Origin of the sequence: Streptomyces tremellae (assembly GCF_039540215.1) — a bacterium.
Taxonomy (GTDB): Bacteria; Actinomycetota; Actinomycetes; order Streptomycetales; family Streptomycetaceae; genus Streptomyces; species Streptomyces tremellae.
This window is the reverse complement of sequence record NZ_BAABEP010000002.1, coordinates 245,508-269,784: the sequence shown is the minus strand read 5'-3', so window position 1 is coordinate 269,784 and position 24,277 is coordinate 245,508. Positions and strand designations below refer to the sequence as shown.

Here is a 24,277-nt window from a genome sequence, read left to right as displayed (position 1 = left end):
GGAACTCCCGGGCTTGGATTGCGAGAGGAAGCCCCCCTCGCGTGACCCTTATAGGTTACGCTACAATGCGCCACTCAGTCAACTTATTAGCGTCGATCGGGAGATGGAAGCCTCCTTGGCCCCTCGGGCGACTGATCATGTTCGACCGCACCGCACCCTGCAGCAGCACTCACTCGTCGGCCCAGCCCGGCACGACCCCACGGGAGTTCCTATGACGTACACGACGCAGCACGCACCCAGGAGAGCGCGCCCGGGATTCTTCATGCTGCCCTTCGCCCTGGCAGCGCGCGTCTTCCGCCCCTCGCGGCCCGGCCGGCTCACCGACGGGGCGATCGAGTCTGCCCAGTTGGCCCGGACGGCCATCGGGATCGCGGCGACAATATGGATGATCTACGCGTACCCGATGCAGGAGTCGATGTCCTCCTTCGCGAAGGACAAGCTCGCCGAGATCCTCATCAGCACCGGCGTGCTGGTCGTCGTCGGACCCCTGACGCTCGTGCTCTTCGTGGCCGCGGCGCGCGCCCCGGGCCGTGCCGTGTACGTACGCCGGCTATCCGCACCGATGACGGGCTTCGGCGCGCTGTTCGCGTCCGTGCTCGTCCTCTTTCTCCTGCTGCAGAACAGCGGAGGAGCCCGCCTCGCTCCGCAGTTCGGAGCCTTCCAGATCGTCTTCCTGCTCGTCGCCCTGGCGGTGGTGCTCTTCGCCGTGCCCTTCGGCCTCGCATCCGCGTTCCTGTGCGTCCACTACGTCTTCCGAACCGGCGACGTCCACGAGGTCCTTCCCCCGCTGCTCTCGCCCCTGCTCGTCTGGGTGATGTTCGGATTCCAGCTCGCAGACGGATCACCCGTGGCGGCGCCGCAAACAGTCCAGTTGCTCTTCCTGGTCGGGCCACCGCTGTCCGTCACCCTGCTCTCGGCGTGGGAACTGCGGCGGCTACGCACGAAGTTCGGCGTCACCATCCTCGGAGCACTGCACCGCGGGCGCCGGCCGACGTACGGATAGGGCCGGCTCGCTGCCGTCGCCTCTGTTGTGCCGACCGGCGGTCGCCGCCACCCTCTGCATGACACAGTGACTCCAGCCGCACAGCTCGAACTCCTCCCTGAAATCCGAATCTGGAGACTGCGCATGTCTGAAGAGCACAGGGCAGGCACCACACCCGCGACGGCCGCTCCCGCCCGCAGGCACATGCCCCTCTTCTTCGGGATCGCCAAGGGCGGCGAGCCGAAGAGGGACCAGCCCGGCGCACCTGGAACGCTCTCCCAGATGCTCGCCCTTCACTTCGCCACCCAGGGGACCCGCGTCCTGGTGGTGGACCACGACGGATCGGATCAGCTCGACCGCTGGGCAGGCCGGTAGCCCACCACCCTTCGTTCTCGCTCCGAAGTGCCGCCGGTCAGGCGACCCGCTGCCACGCGGACTCAGTCTGCAGCTCGCGCTCCGCGCGCCCCTTGAGCCAAGCGTGTGTTCGAGCGTCAAACTCTGCCTGGTTCCTGTAGTCGTCCTCAGCCGTCCACTGACCAGGGTGAACCCTCCGGTGATACACGACCTCGGGAAGTAGTTCCCCGGCCGACCGCGCAACGACGCCCATCACGTACGAGTAGTCCTCCCCCTTGTGAAGGCCGCCGTGCCCGACCGCCTGCGCGAGACGTGTGTCGGTCAGGAGCATGCAATGACCCAGCGGCGGCTTGCTGGCCTGCGGGTCCGGCCAGTGCGTCCAGACGTCGCCGGCCGCGTGCCGCCCGACGGGGGTCGGGCACATCCACGTGGACAGGCTCCCCGCCTCGGGATCCCAGTCGGCAGACCACCCCGCTACCCAGCGCAGACCGGTCGCGAGGGCGCGTTCGTTTCGCACTGCCAACCCCCGGGGCGGGATCCGGTCGTCATCGTCCGCGAAGGCACATCGGGGGGCGCGGACGTAGTTCAAGGCCGTGTTGCGTGCGGGCGCCGGGCCAGGGTCGGGCCGTGCGCAGAGTCTGACCCGCGGATCCCTGGTGATCGACCGAGGGATGAGGCCGGGGTCGGCATTGGGACCGTTGGGCGCCACGATCCATTCCCAGGTCACGTCCTCCTGGGCGCAGAGGCTGTCGTAGAGCTCGACCAGGAAGGGAAGGCGGCTCGGGCTCAGGCCGGTCGGGGTGATCACGGCAACGGCTGGCTGGTCGTTGTGGCTCAAGGACTTCTCCGTACGGGTGGGAAGGGGGCGGTGATGTTCGTGCGGCGGTCTCTACGCGGCGCGGCGCGGCGGGTGGGGCCGGGTGGCGCCGGGCCTTTGTGACCACGGTCCGATGACGTGCCGGGCGGGCAGGTCAATCAGGTGGAGGCCGGGCGGCAGCGACGCCCGGTAGGCCTGGAGCTCGGCGTGGTCGGGCGGGGCGGCGGGCGCTCGGGCGGCTGCGGCCTCGAGGAGCGCCGACGCCTGGGCCTGCTCGCTCGGGGGGCCGGTCCAGCGCAGGACGAGCATGCCGTGGCTCGTGTCGGCCTGCTGCTCGGGCAGGCCCGGAACGGCGGGCCGGAACCACCGGTGGACCGGGTCGAGGACAACGATCGGATAGATCGCGCCGAACCCGTAGCACGCGGCCTGTACTTCAGGCTGGGTCAACTCCTCGCTCCTGGCGGTGCAGGCGAGCGCGGCGGGCGGCAGGTGGCGGGCGGTGTTCATGGTGGTTGCCTCCAGTTCGGGATGACGGGGTTGTGCGGTGGACGGGTCAGGGGCGGAGTCCGGACGGGGTTTCGGTGTGTGTGTCGTCGGGTGGTGCTGGGGTGCGGCCGGGGGTGCGCAGGTCGAAGCGGGTGATGGCGAAGCGGAAGATCGCGTAATAGAGGGCGCCGTAGGCGAGGGCGAGTGGCAGCAGCAGCAACGGGCGTTGCGAGATCGAGTAGTTGAGGACGTAGTCGATCGCGCCGGCGCTGAAGACGAAGCCCGAGTGGATGTCGAGGAGATTGACGATCGCGAGGCTGAGCCCGGTGAGTACGGCGTGCACGATGTAGAGCGGGAAGGCCACGAACGCGAAGGTCAGCTCGATCGGTTCGGTGACGCCGGCGAGGCAGCAGATCGCGGCGGCCGGCAGCAGCAGGGCGCCGACGCGGCGGCGATGTTCGGGGAGGGCGCTGCGCCACATGGCCAGGGCGGCGGCCGGTAGGCCGGCCATGTAGACGGGGAAGAAGCCGCCCATGAACACGCCGGCGTCCGGGTCGTGTTGCTGGATGAAGCAGGGCACATCGCCCTTGATGCCGTCTCCGCAGTCGCCGGTCAGGTACCAGACGACGGCGTTGAGGGGTTGGTGGAGGCCGATGGGTCCCAGGATTCGGTTGAGGAACCCGAAGATGCCTCCGCCGAGGACCGCGTTGTCCGACACGGCGGCCGCAGCTGCGGTGAGCACCCGCTCGACTGCGGGGTAGGCGAGCCCGAGCAGGGATCCGGCGGCGATGGCGGCGACGGCGACGATCCCGTACGCGGCGAACGGAGGCACGCGGCGGCGGCCGGTGGTGACTCGTTTCCAGATCGCCAGGGCGAGCAGAGCACCGACGATGCCCGCCAGAGCGCCGTAGGGCCACCGCGCCGGCGGGGCGTCGAGCTGATCGGCGGGCAGCGGGTTGAGGACGAGGACCACCTTGGCCAGGACCAGGTAGGAGATGAGGCAGGCCAGGACCGGGCCCGCGACGTCCTTGGTGCGGTTCAGGCCCAGGGCGATGCCGACGGCGAACAGCGCCGGGAGGTAGTCGAGGACGGCCGCGCCCGCTCCGGAGATGACCGCGGCTGCGGTGTGCAGGTGCTCGTAGCGCCCGAGAAGGTCGTCTTGTCCCAGGCGTAGCAGGAGTCCGGCGGCGGGCATCGCGGCGATCGGGAGCGCGATGCCCTGTCCCATGCGGCGCAGGCGCGCTACGAGGGTGGTCGGGTCCTTGGGGGTCGCGGCCTCTTCGGACGCAGCGGCGGCCTTGGCCCGGGTGAACGGCAGGGTCACCACGTTGTCGCCCTCCGGTCGGCGGGCGCGGAGCGAAGGCGCCGGGGGGCTGTGGCGGCCTGGGCGCGGGGCATGTCGGCGGCTCCTGGTCCTGTAGCGGGGTCGGTGTCGGGTCAGCGCACGCAGGCGTTGGTGCGGATGGGGGATGCAATGTGGACGGTGAGGTGATTGCGGACGTGGTCGAGCCGGGCCTGGCAGGCGTCGGGGGTGAGGCCGCTGACCACGGCGTGGGCGACGCGGTCGTTGATGGTGCTGTGCGGGGCGGCGTTCACGAGGTCACCCCGGTCGTGTGTCCAGACCAGGCGTTCGAGCCAGTCGGCGCTGAGCGCGTCGGCGTGGGCCGTCTGCACGGGGCCGGTGGCGGTCGGGTAGTGGAATTCGACGGCCGCGCTCTGCCGTACGGAGGCGGTCAACTCCGGGGTGTCTCCGGTGGCCAGTGCGGCCTGGGCCTGCGGGAGGGATACGCCGGTCGCGAGGTGGACGAGGCGGGGTATGAGGTCGCCCCCGAGGCGGGCGTTGAGCTCGATGATGCGCGGGCCCTGGCTGGTGAGGCGTACCTCTACGTGGAGGATGCCGGCGGTGATCCCGACGGCTTTGATCGCTTCGGTGACGACGTGGTGGAGGGCGGGGTCGTCGAGGAGCGGGTCGGTGGCGTCGACGAGGTGGCCGGTCTCCAGGAAGGCCGGTTCGGTGCCGAGCCGTTTGCGGGTGACGGCCGCGAGGTGCACGTCGCCGCGGCTGCGTACCAGGCACTCGACGCTGATTTCGGGCCCGCGGAGGTACTCCTCGACGAGGACTCCGGGGACGGCGCTGTCCTCCAGGCCGATCAGGGTCGCGGCGGCGGCTTCCTCGTAGTAGGCGGTGACATGCTCGCGGTAGTCGGCGCGGCGGACGCCGGCGCTGCCGCCCAGGCCGCGGGGTTTGACGACGACGGGGTAGCCGATGGCGTCGGCGGCGGCGGCCGCCTCCTCGGCGTCGTCGACGAGGACGGAGCGGGCTGAGGGCACGCCGTGCTCGGCGAGGAGTTGGCGAGTGCGGGCCTTGTCCCGGCACGCCGCGACGGCCTCCGGGTCCGCGCCGGGCAGACCGAGTTCCTTGGCCAGCTGGGCCGCGAGCTCGACGTGATGCTCGAGGTAGGTGGTGACACCGGAGATCGGCTGCCGCAGGGCGATCTCCGTGATCACGCGGCTGACCGCTTGGTGATCGTGCAGGTCGACGTGGACCGCGTCGGTGACGTAGGGCCGGGTCCATGCGGGCGGCTGGTGGTCGAGGAGAACGAGATGGTGTCGAGCGGCGAACTCCTGCAGGAGAAAGGAGCGGTAGGCGCGATCGCCGGCGCCCAGGACGAGCAGCACGGGCTGGTGGTGGGACATGCGGTTGCTCCCGGTCAGTCGTGGGTGGGTTCGGGTTGGGTGCGACGGACGAACGCGGCGAGGGGCCAGGACAGGGCGGCGCCGAGGAGGCCGACGGTGAAGGTGGTGATCGCGGCCAGTTGGCCGCCGCCGTGCGTGATGGCCCATCCGGCGAGCGCGGGGGCGATGATGACGGCGCCGGCCAGCGTCGTGCCCCAGATCCCCGCGTACATGCCTCGGGCGTGGGGTGGCGAGAGCCGGTTGAGGAGGTCGGACGCGGCGACGAACACGACGATCTCGCCGGGGACGGCGAGGGCGGCGGTGGCGGAGTAGCCGAGGGTGGTGGAGGCGAATCCGGCGGCGCCCATGCTGGCGCCCAGGACGATGGAGCTCGCGGCGAACAGGCCGGTCATCGGCTTGGGGCCGTCGGCCTGGCGGCTGAGCCAACGGTTGAGGAGCGGGGAGAGCAGCAGGACCGCTCCGGCGTTCGCGGTCTGGGTCCAGCCGTAGTCCGCGGCGGCGAGTCCGTCTTCGGCCATGAGCATCGGCATGGAGGAGAAGAGGCTCGCGGCGCAGGTGAGGGCGCAGAGGCTGGCCAGGAGCAGGATCCACAGGCCCCGGTCGCCCATCGCGGCACGGTAGTTGCCTGATCGGGCTTCGCCGCCGTGGGGGTGGGGTTGATGGTCGGCGGCGGGCAGGAAGCGCCACACGAGGAGGGCGAAGAGTGCGCATGCGGCGGCGTTGATCCAGATCAGGGCCGGGATGCCGATCGGGCCGGCGAGAATGCCGCCGGCGGTTCCGGCGACGGCAGCGCCGACGTTGACAGCGAAGTGACGCCACGCGTTGACGGAGGCGCGTACTCCGTCCTCGGGGAAGGTGTCGGCGATCGCCGCGGTGAAGACCGGGCGGGAGGCGTCGTAGACGATGCCGGCGGTGAAGCTCGCGGCGAACAGCGCGGGGACGGCCTGGGCCTGGGCGAGCAGGGGCAGGGCGGCCGTGGCGAGCAGCATGGCGGTGATGAGGGTGGCACGGTGGCCGATCCGGTCTGCGAGCCAGCCGCACAGGATGGAACCCAGCAGCCAGCCGGCGCCGAAGACGGCCAGGATGGTGCTGACGGTGCGGGTGGACAGGTGCAGGTCGTTGAGGTGGTACGGCAGGAACGGATACGTGAATCCGAGGCCCCGGACGAGGAAGGTTCCGACCATCAGCGTCCAGATCGCCGCCGGCCATCGGCGTGTGGTTCCGTTCCCGGCCTGGTCGGGGCGGCCGACCGGCACGGCAGTGGTGGACACACAGACTCCAGCTGGGGTTGCGGCGCTGATGGGCTGCGCCGTGCAGAGAGAAGGGGCGGGGGTGCCGCCGGCGCGGGTGGCGGCACCCCCTGTTGGCCGGGACGGTCCCGCTCTCTCGGAGGACGGGGCGGGACGGGCGCCGCTTCGGGGGCGTGAAGGGCGGTCCTCGGCCGGTCCCGGCCGGGCAGGGGGTAGTGCCCGGCCGGGAGTTCACGGGCGCGTCGGCTCGGAGCCGTTCGCCGGGGTGGGGTGGGTCAGTCGAGCTGCATGTAGACGCACTGCTCGAGGTAGTTCTTGTGGACCCAGCCGGTGGTGCCCGTCTTGATACCGGTCTTGGACTTGTGGTCGAGCTTGAGCTTGATCCAGGAGCCGCTGCTGGAGAGCTTCGTGCCCGAGTCGGTCCAGCGGTAGAGCAGTCCCTTCGACGCGTACCCGGTGCCCGGTCCGCTGCGGAAGTTGACGGCCTTGCCGGTCACCGACCAGGTCGGGCACGTGTTCTTCGCGGCGAGGGTGGTCGGCGCCTGCGCGGGGGAGCTCGCCAGTGCGGCCGGCGCGGCCGCCAGGGTGGCCGCGGCTCCCATGGCGATCGTGGCGACCGCGATGCCCGCTCGGCCTATGGACTTGGTCTGCATTCGTCGTCTCCTCAGCAGTGGGCTGCATTTCCGAATGCGCAGTCCGAATACGCGAGCAGGACGAGTCACGACGTCCCACCTGCGCGGCGGAAAGCACACGCCCGAAAGCTAGAAGGAATGACCTGTGGATAAGTTCCGGAGATTTCCGACCCCTTGGACGGCGCCTTGAGGGAGGGGGCGGAGGTGCGCATACCTGCTGTACCTGCTGGATATTCTTCATGAACAGGGAGAATTCAGGCATGCTACGGAAGGTGCCGCCCAGCACACGGCGAGAACTGGAACTCAGGGCCCTGGTGGGTCGCGCGTTACGCGCAATCAGGTCCGGGATCTCTCAGAATTCACACTGCGGCTTCCATGCCCACCAGCCGAAGTCATTCCTTTTACGTGTGGGCCGAATCCGGTGCGGCATGCGCGCCGTTCAGTGCTGCTCGCAGTTTGCGGGTGAAGCGGTGCGTGTGTGGGTCGAGGGGCTCGGCGGGCTCGGCGGGGACCTGATCGTCACGGCCTCCCGCGGTCTACGGGCCGCCGGTGATCATGTTGTCGGCGGGTCTCCGGACTCGTAGCGCAGGGCCTCGCGCACGCGTGCGTGCAGGTTCTGCAGGAGTTCGCGCTCAGTCTGCTCGGCTCGGGAGAGCTGGTTCCACGCGGCGACGTCGTCGATCAGGGCCTCGATCGCGTCGCTGAGCCTGCGGCGCAGCAGGCCGGGGCTGAGCGCCTCGACCTCGACCGCGCCCATGGGGTCGATTCTTTCGGCGCGGCATTCGTGCTCGTACCGCTTGAAGTTGACGTCTGCAGTGTTCACGTAGTGGCTGGTGAACTGGCCGGAGCGGACGTCGTCGGCGGTGACTGCGATCTGCCGGAAGTCGAGGTCGAGTTGACCGTTCCCATAGCGCTCCATGCGTTCGACGACCGACCGGGGAACAGAGCGGCCGCTCGGATCCCAGTCGCCGACGAAGCACACGGTCAGAGGCTTCGGCTCTCGCAGATAGTCGACGACCGCTTCGTGGACGTACGTCTTGGAGGACTGCCCCCGACATGAGTAGAGGCCCACGCCCCAGGCCGAGGTGATCGGTAGCAGGACGCCGGCGACCGAGTCGCTCTCACACCAAACTTCGACGCGTCGGCTCTGTGAGGTCCAGAGGTTGCGCCGGTACGTCTCCATGGCGTGCGCGAGGGCGTCCTCGACGCTGTCGAACTGCTCGTCCTGGCGAACGAGGCGAGTTCCATCGGTAATCCACTCCCAGGGAATCGCGCCGTGTTCTCGCATGTGCCCGAGTTCGCGGACGACCACGGCGTAGTTTCGGCGGGTCCGGCCGGCGTCCTTGTCCCACAGGCGCCCGATGCCCAGGTAGTAGATGTGCCGCGCGCTGCAGGGCTGAGCGGCCTCGGCGATGGCGTACAGGTCGGCACGCAGGGCCTCGATCTGGGTGTTCGTGCGTCGTGGGCGTTTTATGGGGCTAGCGCTGTAACCCATGACCTCAGTCAACGCCCCGCCCGTGCCGCTGTCACCCCGTCGCGGCCACCGACCCGAATCAGGGTTATGCGGCGGTGGCGGCGCCCCGGGCGTGCGAGCACCAGCCTCCGGGGCGGGACCGTCACGGTCTTGTCCTCCCGCCCCGGAGGTCGGTCTGCTGTGCCGGGCCGCTACAGGCGGCGCATGACAGCGGTGACCTTGCCGAGGATGGTGGCCTCACGGCCACAGATCGGCTCGTACTCCTTATTCTCCGGCATCAGCCAGACGTCGGTGCCGTTTCGCTTGAACCGCTTCACCGTGGCTTCCCCGTCGATCATCGCGGCGACGATGTCGCCGTTGTTGGCGTCGGGCTGCGAGCGGACGACGACCTGGTCGCCGTCGGTGATCTGTGCGTCGATCATGGAGTTGCCGGACACGGTGAGGACGAAGAGGTCGCCGTCGCCGACGATCCGGCGGGGCAGGGCGAACACGTCGTCCACGTGCTGCTCCGCGGTGATCGGTGTGCCGGCGGCAATGCGGCCGACCAGCGGCGCGTGCACGACGTCAGGGAAGGGGCCGATCGTCGAAGGGTCGGTCGAGGTCGTTGCGGTTCTGGGCACGACGTAGGCCCGGGGGCGGTGCGGGTCTCGCCGCAAGGCGCCCTTGCGTTCCATGGCGGTCAGCTGATGGGCGACGGACGAGGTACTCGACAACCCCACCGCCTGGCCGATCTCGCGCATCGACGGCGGATATCCCCTGGCCTCGGTCGCCTCTGCGATGAAGTTCCGGATGCGCCGCTGGCGATCGGTCAGTCCGTCGTCACCGGTCCGGATGCCCGGTGGGCGCCCGCTGCGGCTCGTTGTGGTGACAGCCTCCATGGCGCCCTCCCCTTGATGATCTACACGTATCGACGGTATCCGCTGCCACTGACAAATGCGTACTGACATTCGATGTCACACGTCTCACTTTGCATAGTGCACCGCACTCTGTCTGCGGTCTGGCTTCGCCTTGGCGGGGAAGGGGCGTGCGCCACGGCCGCCGATACGCTGGCCCCCGTGACTTCGCCCCAGGCCCTCAAGCGCCCGCTCCACGAGATGCCCTGCAGCCCGAGCCGCATCCACGTGGACTACGAGCTGGAAGCGACCTTGGGCAACGACAGCCACGAGGACACCTTGGAGAAGTGGCGGCTGGTCGCGCACCTCGGCGAAGGATTCGGGCTGGAGGACTTCCCGGCGTGCGAGGAGTGCACCGCCCGGTGGGACCGGATCGAGGAGCGTGGCGGGTTCGTCGCCGAGGTCGACGAGTGCGTTCACCGCCTGCAGGTCGGTGTACTCGAACTGGTCAAGGTCCGCTGGGGCGGCTCCCAGAATCCGTTCTGGGCGATGGAAGAGGAGTCCCAGAACCTCTATGAGATCGCCCAGACCATCTTCAACCAGGAACGCACCGGCTTCACCGAGGAGTTCGAAGAGCTCGCTGAGTGGGGCGGCAGCGATGTCCTCGTGCTCGACAAGGCTGAGATCGTCGACTCATGGCGCGGCTTCGGGCTGGGGCCCATGCTCGCTGCCGACGCGTTCCGTCGGCTCGCGCCTGGCTGTGGCGCGGTGATGGTGCACCCGGCCCCGATCGACTCGCGCGGAATGACTGCCGCCGAACGCAACCGTGCCTGCACCCGGTTGCGCGAAACGTGGGCGACGCTCGGGTTCGTCCCCTACAGCGACACGCCGTACATGATCTTCGCGACCTGTTGGGCTGATCCGGAGGAGAAGCAGTACACCCTGCGGAAGGCGAGCCGCGATCTGTACGCCGCCTGGCAGTCGGCGCGATCGGGGGGCTGAGCCACTCTCCCGGGCGCGCGTCGCCTATCCGACCCGTGATCGCGCGATCTGCTCGGCCTCCTGGGCCGGGGCGCCGGCCGTGGCTGCTTCGGGCTCTTCAGCGCCGGAGCTGTCGCCGTAGGTCCCGAAGGGACCGATCTCGCCGGGTGCGTTCGCGCCGAGGAGCGGCGCGCCGCCCTTCTGCCGGTGGTAGTCAGCAATCACGGGGTCACCGTACGACGGCGCACTGACACCAGGCGGCAGGTGGGGTGCACTTTGCAAAGTACGGCCTGATGGCGTCGTGACTGGTCAGAATGTGGCGTCGATGGTGAACGCCCGCGCTGCCGGCCTCTTGCCGGGGGCAGCGGTGTAGATGAACGGCAGGAACGCGCGAGCACCACCGGCCAGGTAGAGGCCGATGCCGGGATGGCGCGCCGAGGAGGCCGAGGAGTATCCGTACGCGCTGGTGATCTCCGGGGCGTGCGCGGCCATGAAGACCGCTACGAGGTACTGCTCGGCGCGGGCTGCCGTGATCTTCCCGGCGTTATCGAAGAGTGTGGGCAGTGGCGGCGCGGCGGCGAGTGCGCTCGTGGAGGGCTCGGAGGCGGTGGCGCCTGCGGTGGTGACTCCGGTCCACAGGCGGGCGCCGCTGCTGAAGGTGATCATGAGGCCGCTCGGGCGGGCGGTGTCTGTCCAGCGCTCCACGGAGGTGATGTCGGGGCCCTTGGCCAGGATCTCGGTGCCCAGTTCCTGTACCTGTTCGGGGCCCACTGCTTCCGCCTTTCCGGTTGTGGTGCGTGCGATCAGATCAGCCTAGGCGGGGGGTCTGACATCGCGGCGGCGCGCGGCGGGCGGCGGGGCGAGGGCGGCCGAGCGTACGGCGGTGGCGCCGAATCGGTTGCGTGCCTGGTCGGCGGCGGCTTCGAGTAGGCGGGCCTTGTGGTCGGCAGGGTCGAAGGTGAGTTGGTGGTGGGCGCCGTCGGCGGGGCCGAGGGCTTCGGCGCGGAGTGCGAAGCCGCGTACCCGGGCTCGTTGGAGGGCGAGGGTGGCGTAGAGGTCGTAGGCGGTGCGGGCGAGCTGCACGGTGTGGTTGGTGGCTTCGGGCAGGGTGCGGGTGCGGTGGGTGCTGGTGTGGTCGGCGTAGCGGACGGTCAGCGCGAGGCGTCGGGTGACCTGGTCTTCGCCGCGCATGCGGAAGCCGAGCTGCTCGGCGAGGTGCAGGACGGCTTGGCGGTGGCGGTCGGGGTCGAGTTCGTCGTGGGGGAAGTCGATGCCGGCGGAGCAGGACTGTTCGGGCTGCTGGCGCAGGACGGGGCGCGGGTCGATGCCGTGGGCGCGCTCGTGCAGGAGGCGGCCGGTGGCGGTGCCGAGGATCTTCTGCACCGTCAGGAGCGGGGTGTCGGCGAGCTGGCCGATGGTGGTGATGCCGTAGCGGATGAGGGTCGCCGCGGTGGCGGGGCCCGCGCCGTACAGGGCGGCGATCGGACGGGGGCGGAGGAATGCGTGGGTGGCGGTGTCGGTGGGGGCGATGCAGGTGAGGGCTCCGGGGGCGGTGACGTCCGCGGCCATGGCCGCGATCATGCGGGATCTGCCGCCGCCGATGGTCACGTTGAGGCCGAGCAGGGCCAGGGTCCGCAGCCGTACGAGCTGGGCGAGTCCGTGAGGGGTGCGGTCGAAGAAGCGCAGGGCGCTGCCGATCTCGATGTCGGCGGCGTCGGGCTGCAGGGCCTGGACGGTGGGGGTGATGGTCTCCAGGAGCTCGAGGAGCTGAGGGCAGAGGTCGACGCCGGTGTTGGGGGGCAGGTGGGCGTGGACGCGCAGGACGTAGGGCGGGTGCATGGTGTTCACCCGGCCGATCCGGGGCTGGCGTAGGCCTTGAGGTTCGCGGTGCGCTCGCCCGCGGGCACCAGGTCGGCCCATGCCTGGAGTTGCGCGCCGTTGGGCAGCTGGAGGACTCGGGCCGGAGGAGCGGGGGCCGAAGACGGGGCCGGTTCGCCGAGGAGTTGATGGACCGCTTCGGGGCCATGGTCGCGGCGGGCGGCGGCCAGGGCTTCGAGGTCCCAGGCTCGCTCGCCGACCACGGTGGCGCGCTGGCCGCGCCGCTGGACCTTGCCGCGGACCAGGAGGAGCGAGCTGTGGAAGACGGTGTGGGCGACCGCGTCGTGGGCGGAGTCGAAGAAGGCGATGTCGGTCATGCCGCTGCCGTCGTCGAGGGACGCGAAGATCACGCGCTTTCCGCTGGCGATCGGGGGCGTTTGCGTGGCGCCTCGGACGCCGGCGACGAGGACCGGCTGGCCGGGGCGGAGGGTGGGCAGGCGGCGGGCGCTGGTGACGGCGAGTTCGCGTAGGAGTTGGTGGTGGTGCTCCATGAGGTGGGCGGAGACGTCGATGCCGAGGACGTCGAGTTCGGCGGCGAGACGTTGGCGGGAGGTCATTTCGGGCAGGCCGGACGGTGCGGCGGTCAGCGGGGCGCCGTGGTCGAGGGGGAGCTGGCCGTCGTCGAGTGGGCGGTGGCGGGTCTGGCGGTGGAGTTCGGCGATCTGCAGTAGCAGGTCGCGGCGGCTGGCGGTGCCGCGCAGGGTGTCCAGGGCCCCGATGTTGACCAGGTTCTCGGCGACCGGGCGGGCGGGGCGGGCGCGCTGCCACAGGTCCTGCACGCTCGCGTAGGGCTGGTTGTCGACGATGCGCTGGATCTGCTCGTCGGTGATGCCGCGGACCTCGGCGAGGGAGAGGCGCACTGCGAAAGTGCCGTCGTCGGCGGGTTCGATGCGGTGGGCGGCGGCGGAGTGGTTGATGTCGACGTTGCGTACCTGGATGCCGTGGCGTCGGGCGTCGGCGACGACGATGCGTTTGGGCCACATGCCCGGGTCGTGCTGGAGGACGCCTGCGTACAGCGCGGCTGGGAAGTGCGCCTTCAAGTAGGCGGATTGCAGGGCGGGTACGGCGAAGGCGACAGCGTGCGCGCGGGCGAATCCGTACGCGCCGAAGGCTTTGAGCTTCTCCCAGACCTGTGTCACCACGCGTTCGTCGTATCCGCGGGCCAGGGCCTGGCGGCGGAACCACTCCCCCACCCGCGGTAGCCGGTCGGCGTCGCCGAGGGCCCGGCGGGCGAGCTCGGCGAGCGCGTCGTCGCAGCCGCACATGAGCGCCACGATCTTGATGATCTGTTCGTGCCAGATCAGGACGCCGTGGGTGTCGGCGAGGACCGGTTCCAGGTCGGGGTGCGGGTAGGCCGGCGGCTCGCCGTGGCGGGCGGCGATGTACTCGGCGGGCATGCCGCCGGCGACCGGGCCGGGGCGGAAAAGGCTGATGTCGGCGATGACGTCCTGGACGTCGCGCGGCTGCAACCGGGACAAGAGATCCATTTGCCCGGGGCTCTCCAGCTGGAAGACGCCGATGGTGCGGGCGTCCTGGATGAGCTTGAAGGCGAAGTAATCGTCCAGCGGGACCTCGTCGAGGTCGAGGTCCTGGCCGGTGGCGCGCTTGATCTCGGCGACAGCGTGGGCCATGGCGGACTGCATTCGCACCCCGAGCACGTCGAGCTTGATCAAGCCGAGATCCTCGACGTCCTCCTTGTCCGCCATCAGCATGTCGTAGTTGCCCCCTGGGGTGGGCTGGACGGGCAGGCGGGTGCGCAGCGTGGCGTCGGAGATCACGACGCCGCAGGGATGCATGGCGATGCCGCGCGGCAGGGCGTCGAGTCGTTCGGCGAGCTCGAACAGCGGCCCGTAGCGGTGCGCCTGGGCGGCGAGGGGCTTGAGCTCGGGCAGTTCGGCGAGTGCGGCGCGGATGTCGCGCGCGCGGATGTGCGGGAAGGCCTTGGCGATGCGGTCGACCTCGCCGGGGGCGATGCCCAGGGCGAGTCCGGTGTCGCGCAGGGCGTGCCGGGCCCGGTAGGTCTCGGGCATGGCGGTGACGCCGACGCGGTCGGTGCCGTATCTCGCGAAGATCTTGTCGTAGACCTCGAGTCGGCGGTCCGCTTCGACGTCGAGGTCGATGTCGGGCAGGTCGGTCCGGCGCATCGAGAGATAGCGGGCGAAGACGAGGTTGTGGTCGAGCGGATTGGCCGCGGCGATGCCGAGTACGTGGTTGGTCATGGAGCCGGCGCCGGAACCGCGGGCCGCGACCCGGATGCCCAGCTCCCGTACGTCGTCGACGACTTGCGCCACGGTGAGGTGGTACGTGTCGTACTGGAGCCGGCCGATGATCTCCAGCTCCTCGTCCAGACGCGCACGGGCCTCCTTGGAGTGGTGGAGGCCGCGGCGGATCAGGCCGGCCTCGCAGCGCTCGCGCAGGAGCCGGGCGGCGTCCGCGGCGTCGGCGGCACCCACGACGTGCGGCTCGGGCAGGTGCGGGCGGCCCAGGCCGAGGTCGGCGCGCGGGTCCAGGGCGCACTGCTGCGCGACGGCGGCCGTGTCGGCGAGCAGCTGGCGGGCGCGCCGGGGGTCCGCGCCGGCGGCGAGCGCGATGTGGTCGGCGGCCGCGGCCATCTGCAGGGGGTCCTTGAGCCAGCGCTGCCCGGAGTCCAGGCGGCGCCGGTCGATGGGGCGGAGCAGGCGGGCGGCGTCGAGGACGTCGGCGAGCCGGTGCTGCTCGGGGCTCGCGTATCTGACGGCGTTGGTGAGGACGGCCGGGATGCCGAGCTCGTCAGCGAGGCCGACGGTGCGGGCGGCCAGCCGCAGCGAGCCCGGCCCGGTCCCGTTCAGGCCGTGCCAGACGGCGGCCAGCCGCAGGCCGGGGCCGAAAACGTCACGCCAAGGGTGAAGCAGCTGCTGGGCGAGGTCCGGGCGGCCGGCCGACAGGGCACGGGCGGGTTCGGAGGCGGGACCGAGCAGGGCGGTCAGACCGTCGCCGGCATGCGCGCGCAGCAGGTCCCAGGTCGCCACGGGGTAGCCGTCGGTCGGCGCGGCGTGCGCGGCGGACAGCAGGCGGCACAGCCGCGTCCAGCCGTCGCGGCTGTGCGCGAGGAGTTGGACGCGCAACTGCGGTTCGCGGACGTGGGCACCGCCGCGCACCGGGGTGCGGCGGCGCTTCTCGCGCTCTTCGGTCAGGGGGGCGACGGCCATGTCGACACCGAGGACGGGCCGGACGCCATGTTGTTCGCAGGCCTTGGCGAAGCGGACGAATCCGGTGACGGTGTCCCGGTCGGTCAGCGCGAGGACCTGCATGCCGCGCTCGGCGGCGGCTTCGACGAGGGCGGCCGGGGACGAGGCGCCGTACCGGGGTGAATAACCGGAGGCGACGTGCAGGTGGGCGTAGCCCTCCATGGCGTCCTCCGATCGTGCCTTGTCCCACTGGTGTGCTCGCACCCCTCCCGGTTATCGAACATTCGTACGATGACTGTAACGCGAGAGTTCGCGTGGCGGAAAAGGGGAAGCCGAGCGTTCACCCGTAAGGCGGCATGCGCTCGCGCCGTCCGTCCTGCCGGCGGCACGCAGGTCCCGCCGAGGGTGGGTGCTCCGCAGGGGCGCAGGGCCCCGGCCCTGCCGGAGGCGGGCAGGGCCGGCCGGGTTCCCGCTGGCTGTGAGGTGGGCGGCGGACCGGGGCCGTACTTCTTACCGGTGCGCCGGCGCCGGGTAGGCCAGCACGGCCGTGTAGGGGTCGAGATGCGGTGGCCGGCTGACCGGGGGCGCCTCTTCTTCCGTGGCGGGCGCCCCCAGTGCCTGCGCGACGGCGCGGGGCTCCGGGACCAGGTCGGCCGGCAGGAGACGCCGGATCGCTCCGAACCCGGTGACCGACCAGCCGCGGTCGCTGAACCACATCATCAGCACGGAGTCCGTCGCGAAGGTGCGGAGCACGGCTTCGCCTCCGAGGACGAAGTGAGCTCCCAGGACGCCTTGCTCGTCGAAGTCGAGTTCGTAGCCATCAGGGGTGTCATTCGCGATGAGGGTGAAGCCGGCGTCATCCACGGCGGCGACGACGTGCTGGATGTAGGCGTCCTGGGGCCCCTCGGCGCACCTGGCTGGGGAGGTTGGCTGGGCGGGCGCGTGAGCGGCGGTCCACTCCAGAATCTCGCTGCGGGACACCTCCGGGCCGGTCCGCGCCTGGAGCCGGCGAAGGAATGTCGCGGTGAACAGGTCCGTAGGAAGCGGGCGCAGGCCCGTGCCCCGGCATCCCCCGCAGACGCAGACATGGCCCCCGTCCGGCCGGTAGGCGGGAGCATGCGCGTCGTGCTCCGGGTCCAGAGCGGTCAGCCAGCCGTTGCCGTGGCACGCTCCGCAGGAGGCGCGGCTGGTCGGCGCGGCGCCGCCGAGTGCGTGTGCGAGGACTGCGCGGGCCAGGTCTTCGCGGCCGTGGGGTGTCTCGCAGGTGAAGTACCCGGTGGTGGTCGGTGTGCTCCAGGGGCGGGGAAATGGGACGTCCTCGATGTGCAGTCCGTCGACGGTGTGGACGGTCACCTGCCGGCGCGACGGGGACTTCGGCGCCTTCCGCGCCCGGTAGGTCACGTCGTCCTGCCGCGGGCGTGATCCGTACGGACGCCGCAGGAGGTGACGGAGCGGGCCCGTGAGCGCGGCGACGACAGCGCACAGGTAGTCGGGGGCGCTCCCCTTGTTCAGCGCGTCACGGAGTTGGTTGAGCGGGAAGTACCGGAGCGCTGGGGGGATGCCCGGCAGGACCTCGTCCGGGGCGGGGACGCCGCTCAGCCGGTAGAGGTCCTCACACAGTGAGATCGCGTCGTTCATGGTGGGCCAGTCGGCGTGGTCCGCGGCGGCCAGATGTCCCTGGAGGCAGTCGCGCCAGGACACGGCGATGTCGTGTGCTTCGGCGAGCGCCCGGAGCGCCTTGCGTGCCTGGTCCGGGTGAAGTTGACGGCTGCGGGCGGCTTGCAGCGCCTGCCCGTACGGGAGGTGGGTTCCGGGAGCGTGCTGGATCTGTCGGGCCCGCTGCTGGGCGGTGGTGCGGTTCTTCGGCATGGCTCGTTCCTCGGCCGCAGCGCGCTGGGCGCCCACATCGTGCCGCGACGGGGAGTGCGAAGGACGGACGGCACCATGACGCAGCACGGGGTCCGGAAACCCTTGCCGTCAGTGAAGCCGCCCGGATGTGGACGAGCGGCGGACGGCCGTGGCGGTACGTGTCTGGCCAGGTCGCCATCGTAGAAGCGTCGCGTCCACCGTGGGGCCCACTGCGCCGTATTCACCTCCGTGCGCCCCCGGCGATCCGCCGCAATCCATCCGTCCAGCGCGACGTCGAGGGTCTCCACCCCGGTCCGAGGCGTGGAGAGGCGGAACTCTGGGCTGCGGGGCCGCCGGTCGCTACGCGGCGAGCGCGGCGGGCTCTCCCAGGTGGGCGGCCGCCGTCCGCCACGCCGTGGTCACCGCGGTCCGGGCCCGCGCCGTCCGTACGGCGCGGTCGCCGGTCAGCGCCAGGGGTGCACCCACATGGACATGCAGTTCCGGCCGGCGCAAGGGCGCGGTGGCAATGCCTGCGAGCTGCTTGATGGTGCTGCCCGAGGTGACCCGGCGGGCCCCGGCCTGGCCGACGGGAACGACGGGGGCACCGGTGCGCTCGGCGAGCCGGGCCAGGCCACTGCGGAAGGTCTCGGGGGCGGCTTCCGCGGCGTCCCGGCGTCGGGGGAGCCCTCCCTCGGCGTAGATGAGGATCATCCGTCCCTGCTCCAGGGCGTCGGCTGCTACATCCAGTGCGTCCGCGGCGCGCCGGTCCCCGCGGATGACGGGGACGTGCCCTTCCCGGGCGAGGGCGCGGCCAAGCAGCGGGACGCGCCACAGCCCGGCGGCGGCCATGATGACTGGCTCGGCGCCGAGGCGGCGAAGCGCGGCGATGACGATGGCGGGGTCGGCGAGGGAGGTGTGGTTCGCGGCGATGATGCTGCCCGGAGCGAGTTCGGCGCGCGGGTCGGCGGTCACTGACAGGCGGCCGACGGCGGGGACCAGAAGGTCGGCGATGCGGCTGAGCATGAGCGGTCTCCCGGCTTCGGCGATGTTGATCTTCATCCTCGGTGGTGGCCGCGGGCCGGGCGTGAGTCGGCGTACTCATCTTCTGGCCGCCGGGCTACCCAGTGCTGCAGGGGCAGAGCCGCCGCCGGCCCCTGCCACACGCCCGACCCGATGAACCGCCCGCGGCAGCGGCCTCGATCGGGCAGGATGCCGCTCGATGACAGTGCTGATGGACAACCTGCGCGGCACGACCTTCGTCGTGATCGACTTCGAGGCGCTCACGCCGACGGGCCGACCGGCCGAACCCACCGAGGTCGCGGCCCTCGCCTTGGTCGTCCGCGACGGCCGACTGGTCGAGGACGGCCGTTTCGAGTCCTTGATCCAGCCGCCGGCGGAAGTGCCGATCACCCCGCGGGACCTGGTCCACGGCATGAGCGAAGCCGCCCTGCGCCGCGCCCCCGGACCAGCCGCGGTACTCGCCAGGCTCGACCAGTGCCTGACCGCTCCGCCCTACCGGCTCGTGGCCCAGCACGCCTCGACCGAGGCAGGGCTGATCGCCCGCCAGCGCCAGCACTGCCCCGTCCTCGGTTCCACCCCGTTCCTGGACACCCTCAAGATGGCCAAGCAGGTCATCCGCGGCATGTCCTCGTACGGGCTGGACGCACTGCTGCGCTACTACGGCATTGCCCAGCCGCCCGGCCGGCACCGGGCAATGCCGGATGTCGAGGTCACCGCCGACCTGTTCCGACGGCTGCTCTGCGACGGAGCTGGCGCTGGCCACTGGTCCACGCTGCTCGACCTCGATGCCGCTGCCGGTCTTCGGCCGAAGCCGGAGACGTCCGTCGACGTCCCGGTACAGGAGAGCCTCTTCGGCGTCCAGGAGGCGTAGTCGCAGTTCCGACGCCAGTCCCCCGCCTCCGCTGCCCGCCGGACCGTGCGGCGCTCGGCGCGCGGCGCAGCGGCGGGGGCCGCAGGCTGGTGGCGTGGAGTTCCCCGTGGCGGTGGCGCTCGCCCAGGCCGTGCCGGAGCTGCCGGCGGGCCTGGGCTGGTGGTTCGAGCCGAAACTGGACGGGCACAGAACGATCTTGTGGTGCGAAGCGGACCGGGTGCGGCTGCAGTCCCGTTCAGGACGGGACGTGAGCGCGGTCTGGGCTGACCTGGCGCGCGCCGGCCAGCAGCTCCCGGTCGGGACGGTCCTGGACGGCGAAGCCGTCGTCTACGTCGACGGCCGCGTCGACTTTGGTGCGGCCCAGGCGCGCGCCGCGTCCTCCCCCGCCCGCGCCGCGCAGCTGGCGGCCCGGCATCCCGCCTCGTTCGCCGCGTGGGACATCCTGGTCCACTCCGAGCTCGGGGACGTCCGGTCCCGCCCCTACGTGGAACGCCGGACGCTGCTCCTGGACGTCCTGCAGGACGTGGGCCCGCCGTTGCAGGCTGTGCCGGCCACGGACGACCGCGAGACCGCGCTGGTCTGGTACGAGGCGCTGCGCGCGCAGGGTGTGGAGGGTCTGGTCGCCAAGCACGCCTCCTCGGCGTACCGGGCGGCGAGGATCTGGCGGAAGGTGCGTCACGCGGAGACGGTGGACGTGGATGTCGTGGGCTTCACCGGTCCTCGGTCGCGGCCGCGGGCCCTGGCGGTGCGGCTGCCCGGCGGGCGGACGGTGTTGTCCCAGACGGTGAGTGCGCCGGTCGGGCGCGAAGTCATGGCGCGGCTGGCGGACGTGGGTCCCGGACGTCTCGCGCGCACCGAGTCCGGGGTGGCGTACGAGGCGGTGGAGACGGGTCTGGTCGCCGAGGTCCTGGCGGGGACCACGCGCCATGGGGTGGTGACGGTGGCCCGGCTGCGGTGACGTGTCCAGGCACCTGGTGGTGCGCGCCCGCCGCGACACGGACCGCGCGGGGCGTCACACAGGAAAGTCTTCCAGCCAGGCGACCCAGCCACCGTCGGACGCCCGGCCGAGATGGAGGGCCGGCATGTGCCCGGCCTCGCGGGCGCAGATCCGGCCGTAGGTCCCGTGGCATGCGGGGCAGAGCAGGGACGCTGCTTCGGCAATGAGGATGGTGAGGTCCTCCGGAAGGCGCTGTCCTGCGGCGGTGGCGCGGGCCTGCGCGCCACGGCGGCGCTCGACCTCGTCCAGGTGTGCGGCGGTCAGGCCGAGCCAGCGCAGGTCGGAGTCGTCCTGATCGCCACCGGGGGTATAGACGCACTGCCGGGATCCGTGCTCGTCGAGCTGGTCGACGAGGATCATGCCGAGCGACTCCAGTAGACGGCGCGAGCGGGCGTTGGTCGCCTGGGTGACGGCGACGACCGGACCGCCGTCGGGCACCGTCGCTGTCCACCAGCTGACGACGGCGCCGACTGCCTCCCGTCCCAGGCCGCCGCCCCAGGCGGAGGGCAGGAGCTGGTAGGAGACTTCGGCCCGGCCTTCGCTCCGCGGATCGGCGCCGATGCTCGCCAGTCCGACCGTCCGGCCGTCGGTGATTCGGACGATGGCCCAGGCACCGGGCGTCTGCGGGTACGCGGCCTGGCGGGCGGCGACGCGCTCGGGGGACGCGGGGCCGCCCAGGTAGGCGCGGACCCTTTCGTCGGTCAGCAGCTCGCGGACGACGTCGGCGTCCTGGGGGGTGACCGGTCGCAGGAGCAGCCGGTCGGTGCGCAGTTCAGCGGGCCAGATGCTGTCCAGGGCGACGTCGACGGGGTTCATGCGCTCAGCCTCGCAGACGAGGGTGCCGCCCCGGCCGGCTCCACAGTACGGTGCTCGGCCGGGAGGGGAGATCGGCTCCGGTCCTTCCGGCGGGGTCGAGCTTCCCGGCCCGCCCGGGCATTGGTCGGCTCGTCTTCATCGGTCGGCGGCGGGAACCGGCAGGGCCCGGCCCTGCCGTGCGCTGCGTTCACACTGAAGAGCGACGTTGAGGTGGTGGAGGGCGACGAGGGGAAGCAGGCCGCCCAGCCGCGCCGCCGCCTGCAGGTGCTCAGCGTCCGCCTCCAGGGCGGCTGCGGCCTCGCCCCGGTTGACGCGATCTTGTGGAACGTGACCTGCCACCTGGGCAAGTTGGTCGGCGAGCTCGGCGATTCCCGGGTCGTCGAGCACGGCACAGCTCCACTTCGCCGTGGCCTCCGCCAGTTCCTCGACTGCTCGGGAGCGGGCGGGCGAGCAGCGGGCGGTCAACGCGTTCATCGAGCCATCGTCACCCGGTTCGCATCGTGACGTGGGAAGTTGACCGAGTCCGCTGCGGGGCGGCGCTGCTGGCGCCGCGGTGTACGGCGAGGTACTGAGCTGCGCGAACGCCCGGTGCCGCCGATACCTCGCTCCCAGTGGCCCCGTACGCCGGTAGCGTGGCGGCGCAACGAACGGCACAGAGCAAGGCGGGTTGAAGTATGAGGCACGGCCAGAGCCGTCTGCCGTCACTGGACCGAGTCGAGTTGCGGCGCCTGGACATCGACCTGCCGGCGGTCGTCGAGGCGAAGGTCCAGCTCGTACGTGCCGGGGCGGGGAAGTGGCACGTCCCGGTTCCGGAGGGCAAGTCCTGGGGGCACTGTCAGCACGCGGCCAGGCTGGCGGGACGAGCCCCGGATCAGGTCGTGGTGCTGGAGGCGCTGGCCGAGCTGTGCTCCGGCTGCGTCGGCGCTGTGGAACTGCCGGAGGGGGCCGGGGTGTTGTGGCAGGCGCTGGAGGAGATTCTGCGGGCCGATGCCCGCGCGACCGAACTGGCCGGCGCGAGCGGACCCCGTACCTGGCCGTCGTACGCCAAGGCGCTGGAACGGGCGGCCCGGCACGACGATGCCGCGGTGCGAGCCCTCCTCAAGCCGGTCCTCGATCATGCCGAGCTCGGCGCCCAAGGGTGGCGGGCACTGCGGGCGTGGACCGCCGTGGTCGAGCGGTCGGACGAGGCGCTGGCCGCGTACCGGGCGGCCGCGCCGTCCGCGACGGCCACGGCATCGGTGACCGCTGCTTGTGACGCGGTCGCGGCTGATCGCAAGGTGCACGCGGAGTCCAGCGCCTTGGGCGCCGTGATCGGCGCCGGCTACGGATACGGGTACGGGCGGCCGTCGCTGGAACTGTGGGCGATGGTCCGCGCGGCCTGGACAAGGGCGCGTGAGCAGGGGCGGGACGCGGGCGGTGCGCTCGACTACGCCTCCGCCGTGGTGACCCAGGAGTGGGGCAGGGCCCGGGTGCGGGATGTGACCGCGCTGCCGCTGCCGGCGATGACCTGCGCGGCGGGGCACGCCTCGCCGGCCGCCTGGGCCGAGGCCGAATTCCACCACCAGTGGCACTCCTTCGTGCAGCGCTGGTGTGCCCGCTTGGAAGCCGAGCTCGCCGGGGCGTCGCAGGGCTCGGACAAACAGCAGTTGCTGCTGGTGTGCGGCTGGCCGCTGACCGGACCGCACGACCGCGATCTTGCCTTCCTGGCCCAGTACGAGCAGATCGGCCCGCGCGTTCCGTGGGGCGGCGCGGAACAGCGCTACAACCCCTACGGCAAGAGCCTGACCGCGGACGCGGTGGTCCTGGCCGTGCCCGAGTTCGCCGCCGAGCGTGCGCTCGCCCACACCGCCGGCCAACGGGACCGTCTGATCGCCGGTGAGCAACTCGCCGAGGACGGGCGCACGCCGCAGGAGCCTGCTCCCGCAGTGCTCAGTGCGGCCCGCGCTCTGCTGCGAACCGCCTTTCCTCTACTGGCCGAGGACGTCGCCGAGGACGGCCGTCGTCCCCGCCCTTCCGAGCAGGTGGGGGAGGCCCGTGCGCTGCTGCGCGGGCGGCGCGGGTCCGAACCTCCGGTGCACTGGGCGCCCCAGCGTCAGGAGGACTCCCGGTGGCGATGGAAGCAGTCGTTCGAGATGGGCCAGTGGATCTGGGTCCCGGACGACACCGCTGGTGGTCCGGCCGGCCAGGAGCTGCGGGAGCTGACCGAGCCGTACCCTCCGCGCGGCGTCATGCGGCTCATCGTCGAGACCGGCGTCCGCGGCGACACGGCGATGCACGTCTTGTACGGGGCCGTCGGCGGCTGGGATCTGCGCCGGCGCGTGCTCACCTTCACCGCCCGCGACACCGGGCACGAGCTGAGTGTGCCCGTGCACCGGATCGTGGGTCTGACCGGCGATCGGGAGCGCCGGTCCCATGACGGCCCACTGTGGGAGGAGTACACGCCGCCCTCTCCTCACCAGTTCCGCTACTGGTGATCTGACCTGCTGACGTCGTCAGCAGCCGTACCGGTCGAGGATCTCGCGGGCGGCGGCGTCGGCGGGGACCAGGTTCTTCAGGCCGCCGTCGACCGCGTGGTCCAGGCGGAGCGCGGGCAGGCCGTCGGCGATGGGGTCGATGACCATCTGGCCGGGTTGTTCATCCGCGTAGGTGGTCCGGGCGCGGTCGAGGTTGTACGGCGTGCCGTGCAGGCACTGTCCCGGCCCGCCGAGCTCCCTTTCGTACCGGTCGTCGGCCCGGGGGAACAGCGCCTGCGCCCAGTCGGGCGCCGATCCCATGATGGCGAGGAGAAGGACGCTGGCGAGGACGCTCTGCCACAGGTAGAGGCCGATGCGGGCGAGCAGGCGGCGGGTGATCGTGTAGACGGCGAGCGCCGGCAGGACGGCGCCGGCGAACACGGCGGCCATGGCGAGGTGCTGGTGGTTGTGCCAGAGCTTGGAGTACAGGGCCAGGTAGAAGCCAGTGAACATGAAGACGAGCGCGGTGCAGGACGCGAGGATCGCCGCGGGCGGCCGGTAGTCGGGTCGGCCGTCGAGGGTGCGTGGCGGATCGAGCCGGCGCAGGAACGCAGGGATCTGGCTGCGTTCCGAAGGCCCGGCGGGACCTGCGGTGTGGTTCACGTGCTCGTCCTGTCGTTGTTCCGGGGCCGCGGTGTCGCGGCGGCCCCGGTCGTGGCGG

The 24,277-nt window shown here is 71.5% G+C and carries 23 protein-coding genes; 6 read left to right on the top strand and 17 right to left on the bottom strand.

Going from position 1 to position 24,277, the window contains the following annotated elements:
• Positions 1-211 precede the first annotated feature (211 nt).
• Entirely contained in the window at positions 212-1,003 is a 792-nt protein-coding gene (locus ABEA77_RS03365) for a hypothetical protein (protein ID WP_345640875.1), read from the top strand.
• A gap of 123 nt (positions 1,004-1,126) precedes the next feature.
• Positions 1,127-1,357, top strand: coding sequence for a P-loop NTPase family protein (locus ABEA77_RS03360; RefSeq protein WP_345640872.1), 231 nt, complete (start codon positions 1,127-1,129; stop codon positions 1,355-1,357).
• A 37-nt stretch (positions 1,358-1,394) separates the two neighbouring features.
• Here the strand turns inward: ABEA77_RS03360 and ABEA77_RS03355 are convergent, their stop codons facing one another.
• The 8 genes from ABEA77_RS03355 to lexA form a co-directional block, all read right to left on the bottom strand.
• The gene (locus tag ABEA77_RS03355) at positions 1,395-2,174 is read right to left on the bottom strand and encodes a glycosyltransferase (RefSeq protein ID WP_345640871.1); all 780 of its coding nucleotides are present in this window, start codon (positions 2,172-2,174) and stop codon (positions 1,395-1,397) included.
• Positions 2,175-2,225: 51 nt separating this feature from the next.
• Positions 2,226-2,660, bottom strand: coding sequence for a hypothetical protein (locus ABEA77_RS03350; RefSeq protein ID WP_345640868.1), 435 nt, complete (start codon positions 2,658-2,660; stop codon positions 2,226-2,228).
• 46 nt (positions 2,661-2,706) lie between these two features.
• Positions 2,707-3,966, bottom strand: coding sequence for a PTS transporter subunit EIIC (locus ABEA77_RS03345; RefSeq protein WP_345640865.1), 1,260 nt, complete (start codon positions 3,964-3,966; stop codon positions 2,707-2,709).
• Positions 3,967-4,076: 110 nt separating this feature from the next.
• Positions 4,077-5,336 carry an ATP-grasp domain-containing protein gene (locus ABEA77_RS03340; protein WP_345640863.1) on the bottom strand — a complete coding sequence of 420 codons (1,260 nt, stop codon included), beginning with the start codon at positions 5,334-5,336 and terminating at the stop codon, positions 4,077-4,079.
• 14 nt (positions 5,337-5,350) lie between these two features.
• Positions 5,351-6,607 carry an MFS transporter gene (locus tag ABEA77_RS03335; RefSeq protein WP_345640860.1) on the bottom strand — a complete coding sequence of 419 codons (1,257 nt, stop codon included), beginning with the start codon at positions 6,605-6,607 and terminating at the stop codon, positions 5,351-5,353.
• Between the two features lie 254 nt (positions 6,608-6,861).
• A complete protein-coding gene (locus tag ABEA77_RS03330) occupies positions 6,862-7,239 on the bottom strand; it encodes an SH3 domain-containing protein (RefSeq protein ID WP_345640857.1) in 378 nt (125 codons plus the stop codon).
• Between the two features lie 532 nt (positions 7,240-7,771).
• On the bottom strand, positions 7,772-8,713 hold the full coding sequence (locus ABEA77_RS03325) for a hypothetical protein (RefSeq protein ID WP_345640855.1): 942 nt from the start codon (positions 8,711-8,713) through the stop codon (positions 7,772-7,774).
• Positions 8,714-8,883: 170 nt separating this feature from the next.
• Positions 8,884-9,570 carry a transcriptional repressor LexA gene (gene lexA, locus ABEA77_RS03320; RefSeq protein WP_345640853.1) on the bottom strand — a complete coding sequence of 229 codons (687 nt, stop codon included), beginning with the start codon at positions 9,568-9,570 and terminating at the stop codon, positions 8,884-8,886.
• A gap of 177 nt (positions 9,571-9,747) precedes the next feature.
• Here lexA and ABEA77_RS03315 point away from each other — a divergent pair, with 177 nt between their 5' ends.
• Complete coding sequence (locus ABEA77_RS03315) at positions 9,748-10,527, top strand: hypothetical protein (protein ID WP_345640851.1); 780 nt, start codon at positions 9,748-9,750, stop codon at positions 10,525-10,527.
• 24 nt (positions 10,528-10,551) lie between these two features.
• On the opposite strand, the gene ABEA77_RS03310 is transcribed toward ABEA77_RS03315, so the two are convergent.
• From ABEA77_RS03310 to ABEA77_RS03285, 6 genes are all read right to left on the bottom strand, one after another.
• Positions 10,552-10,731 (bottom strand): hypothetical protein, encoded by a 180-nt coding sequence (locus ABEA77_RS03310; RefSeq protein ID WP_345640849.1) that lies wholly within the window; start codon positions 10,729-10,731, stop codon positions 10,552-10,554.
• A gap of 84 nt (positions 10,732-10,815) precedes the next feature.
• Complete coding sequence (locus tag ABEA77_RS03305; RefSeq protein WP_345640846.1) at positions 10,816-11,277, bottom strand: hypothetical protein; 462 nt, start codon at positions 11,275-11,277, stop codon at positions 10,816-10,818.
• Positions 11,278-11,319: 42 nt separating this feature from the next.
• Positions 11,320-12,345 (bottom strand): DNA polymerase Y family protein, encoded by a 1,026-nt coding sequence (locus ABEA77_RS03300; RefSeq protein WP_345641038.1) that lies wholly within the window; start codon positions 12,343-12,345, stop codon positions 11,320-11,322.
• Positions 12,346-12,350: 5 nt separating this feature from the next.
• Complete coding sequence (locus tag ABEA77_RS03295) at positions 12,351-15,773, bottom strand: DNA polymerase III subunit alpha (protein WP_345641035.1); 3,423 nt, start codon at positions 15,771-15,773, stop codon at positions 12,351-12,353.
• 288 nt (positions 15,774-16,061) lie between these two features.
• Positions 16,062-17,420, bottom strand: coding sequence for a hypothetical protein (locus tag ABEA77_RS03290; RefSeq protein WP_345640845.1), 1,359 nt, complete (start codon positions 17,418-17,420; stop codon positions 16,062-16,064).
• Between the two features lie 339 nt (positions 17,421-17,759).
• Entirely contained in the window at positions 17,760-18,422 is a 663-nt protein-coding gene (locus ABEA77_RS03285) for a lysophospholipid acyltransferase family protein (RefSeq protein ID WP_345640843.1), read from the bottom strand.
• A gap of 196 nt (positions 18,423-18,618) precedes the next feature.
• Between ABEA77_RS03285 and ABEA77_RS03280 the strand changes: the two genes are divergently transcribed.
• Together ABEA77_RS03280 and ABEA77_RS03275 are read left to right on the top strand one after the other, a co-directional pair.
• Positions 18,619-19,290 carry a 3'-5' exonuclease gene (locus tag ABEA77_RS03280; RefSeq protein WP_345640841.1) on the top strand — a complete coding sequence of 224 codons (672 nt, stop codon included), beginning with the start codon at positions 18,619-18,621 and terminating at the stop codon, positions 19,288-19,290.
• A gap of 94 nt (positions 19,291-19,384) precedes the next feature.
• The gene (locus tag ABEA77_RS03275; protein ID WP_345640840.1) at positions 19,385-20,248 is read left to right on the top strand and encodes an ATP-dependent DNA ligase; all 864 of its coding nucleotides are present in this window, start codon (positions 19,385-19,387) and stop codon (positions 20,246-20,248) included.
• Between the two features lie 54 nt (positions 20,249-20,302).
• On the opposite strand, the gene ABEA77_RS03270 is transcribed toward ABEA77_RS03275, so the two are convergent.
• A complete protein-coding gene (locus tag ABEA77_RS03270) occupies positions 20,303-21,103 on the bottom strand; it encodes a GNAT family N-acetyltransferase (protein ID WP_345640838.1) in 801 nt (266 codons plus the stop codon).
• A gap of 135 nt (positions 21,104-21,238) precedes the next feature.
• Positions 21,239-21,577, bottom strand: coding sequence for a hypothetical protein (locus ABEA77_RS03265; RefSeq protein WP_345640835.1), 339 nt, complete (start codon positions 21,575-21,577; stop codon positions 21,239-21,241).
• Positions 21,578-21,777: 200 nt separating this feature from the next.
• On the opposite strand from ABEA77_RS03265, the gene ABEA77_RS03260 reads away from it, so the two are divergent.
• Positions 21,778-23,577 carry a hypothetical protein gene (locus ABEA77_RS03260; RefSeq protein ID WP_345640832.1) on the top strand — a complete coding sequence of 600 codons (1,800 nt, stop codon included), beginning with the start codon at positions 21,778-21,780 and terminating at the stop codon, positions 23,575-23,577.
• A gap of 18 nt (positions 23,578-23,595) precedes the next feature.
• On the opposite strand, the gene ABEA77_RS03255 is transcribed toward ABEA77_RS03260, so the two are convergent.
• Positions 23,596-24,219 (bottom strand): hypothetical protein, encoded by a 624-nt coding sequence (locus tag ABEA77_RS03255; RefSeq protein WP_345640829.1) that lies wholly within the window; start codon positions 24,217-24,219, stop codon positions 23,596-23,598.
• Positions 24,220-24,277: the final 58 nt, after the last annotated feature.

What these genes read in the sequence shown, in the direction of transcription:
- ABEA77_RS03365 (WP_345640875.1), top strand. Translation starts at nt 212, where the DNA reads ATGACGTACACGACGCAGCACGCACCCAGGAGAGCGCGCCCGGGATTC.
- ABEA77_RS03360 (WP_345640872.1), top strand. Translation starts at nt 1,127, where the DNA reads ATGTCTGAAGAGCACAGGGCAGGCACCACACCCGCGACGGCCGCTCCC.
- ABEA77_RS03350 (WP_345640868.1), bottom strand. Translation starts at nt 2,660, where the DNA reads ATGAACACCGCCCGCCACCTGCCGCCCGCCGCGCTCGCCTGCACCGCC.
- ABEA77_RS03340 (WP_345640863.1), bottom strand. Translation starts at nt 5,336, where the DNA reads ATGTCCCACCACCAGCCCGTGCTGCTCGTCCTGGGCGCCGGCGATCGC.
- ABEA77_RS03330 (WP_345640857.1), bottom strand. Translation starts at nt 7,239, where the DNA reads ATGCAGACCAAGTCCATAGGCCGAGCGGGCATCGCGGTCGCCACGATC.
- ABEA77_RS03325 (WP_345640855.1), bottom strand. Translation starts at nt 8,713, where the DNA reads ATGGGTTACAGCGCTAGCCCCATAAAACGCCCACGACGCACGAACACC.
- lexA (WP_345640853.1), bottom strand. Translation starts at nt 9,570, where the DNA reads ATGGAGGCTGTCACCACAACGAGCCGCAGCGGGCGCCCACCGGGCATC.
- ABEA77_RS03300 (WP_345641038.1), bottom strand. Translation starts at nt 12,345, where the DNA reads ATGCACCCGCCCTACGTCCTGCGCGTCCACGCCCACCTGCCCCCCAAC.
- ABEA77_RS03295 (WP_345641035.1), bottom strand. Translation starts at nt 15,773, where the DNA reads ATGGAGGGCTACGCCCACCTGCACGTCGCCTCCGGTTATTCACCCCGG.
- ABEA77_RS03290 (WP_345640845.1), bottom strand. Translation starts at nt 17,420, where the DNA reads ATGCCGAAGAACCGCACCACCGCCCAGCAGCGGGCCCGACAGATCCAG.
- ABEA77_RS03285 (WP_345640843.1), bottom strand. Translation starts at nt 18,422, where the DNA reads ATGCTCAGCCGCATCGCCGACCTTCTGGTCCCCGCCGTCGGCCGCCTG.
- ABEA77_RS03280 (WP_345640841.1), top strand. Translation starts at nt 18,619, where the DNA reads ATGACAGTGCTGATGGACAACCTGCGCGGCACGACCTTCGTCGTGATC.
- ABEA77_RS03270 (WP_345640838.1), bottom strand. Translation starts at nt 21,103, where the DNA reads ATGAACCCCGTCGACGTCGCCCTGGACAGCATCTGGCCCGCTGAACTG.
- ABEA77_RS03265 (WP_345640835.1), bottom strand. Translation starts at nt 21,577, where the DNA reads ATGAACGCGTTGACCGCCCGCTGCTCGCCCGCCCGCTCCCGAGCAGTC.
- ABEA77_RS03260 (WP_345640832.1), top strand. Translation starts at nt 21,778, where the DNA reads ATGAGGCACGGCCAGAGCCGTCTGCCGTCACTGGACCGAGTCGAGTTG.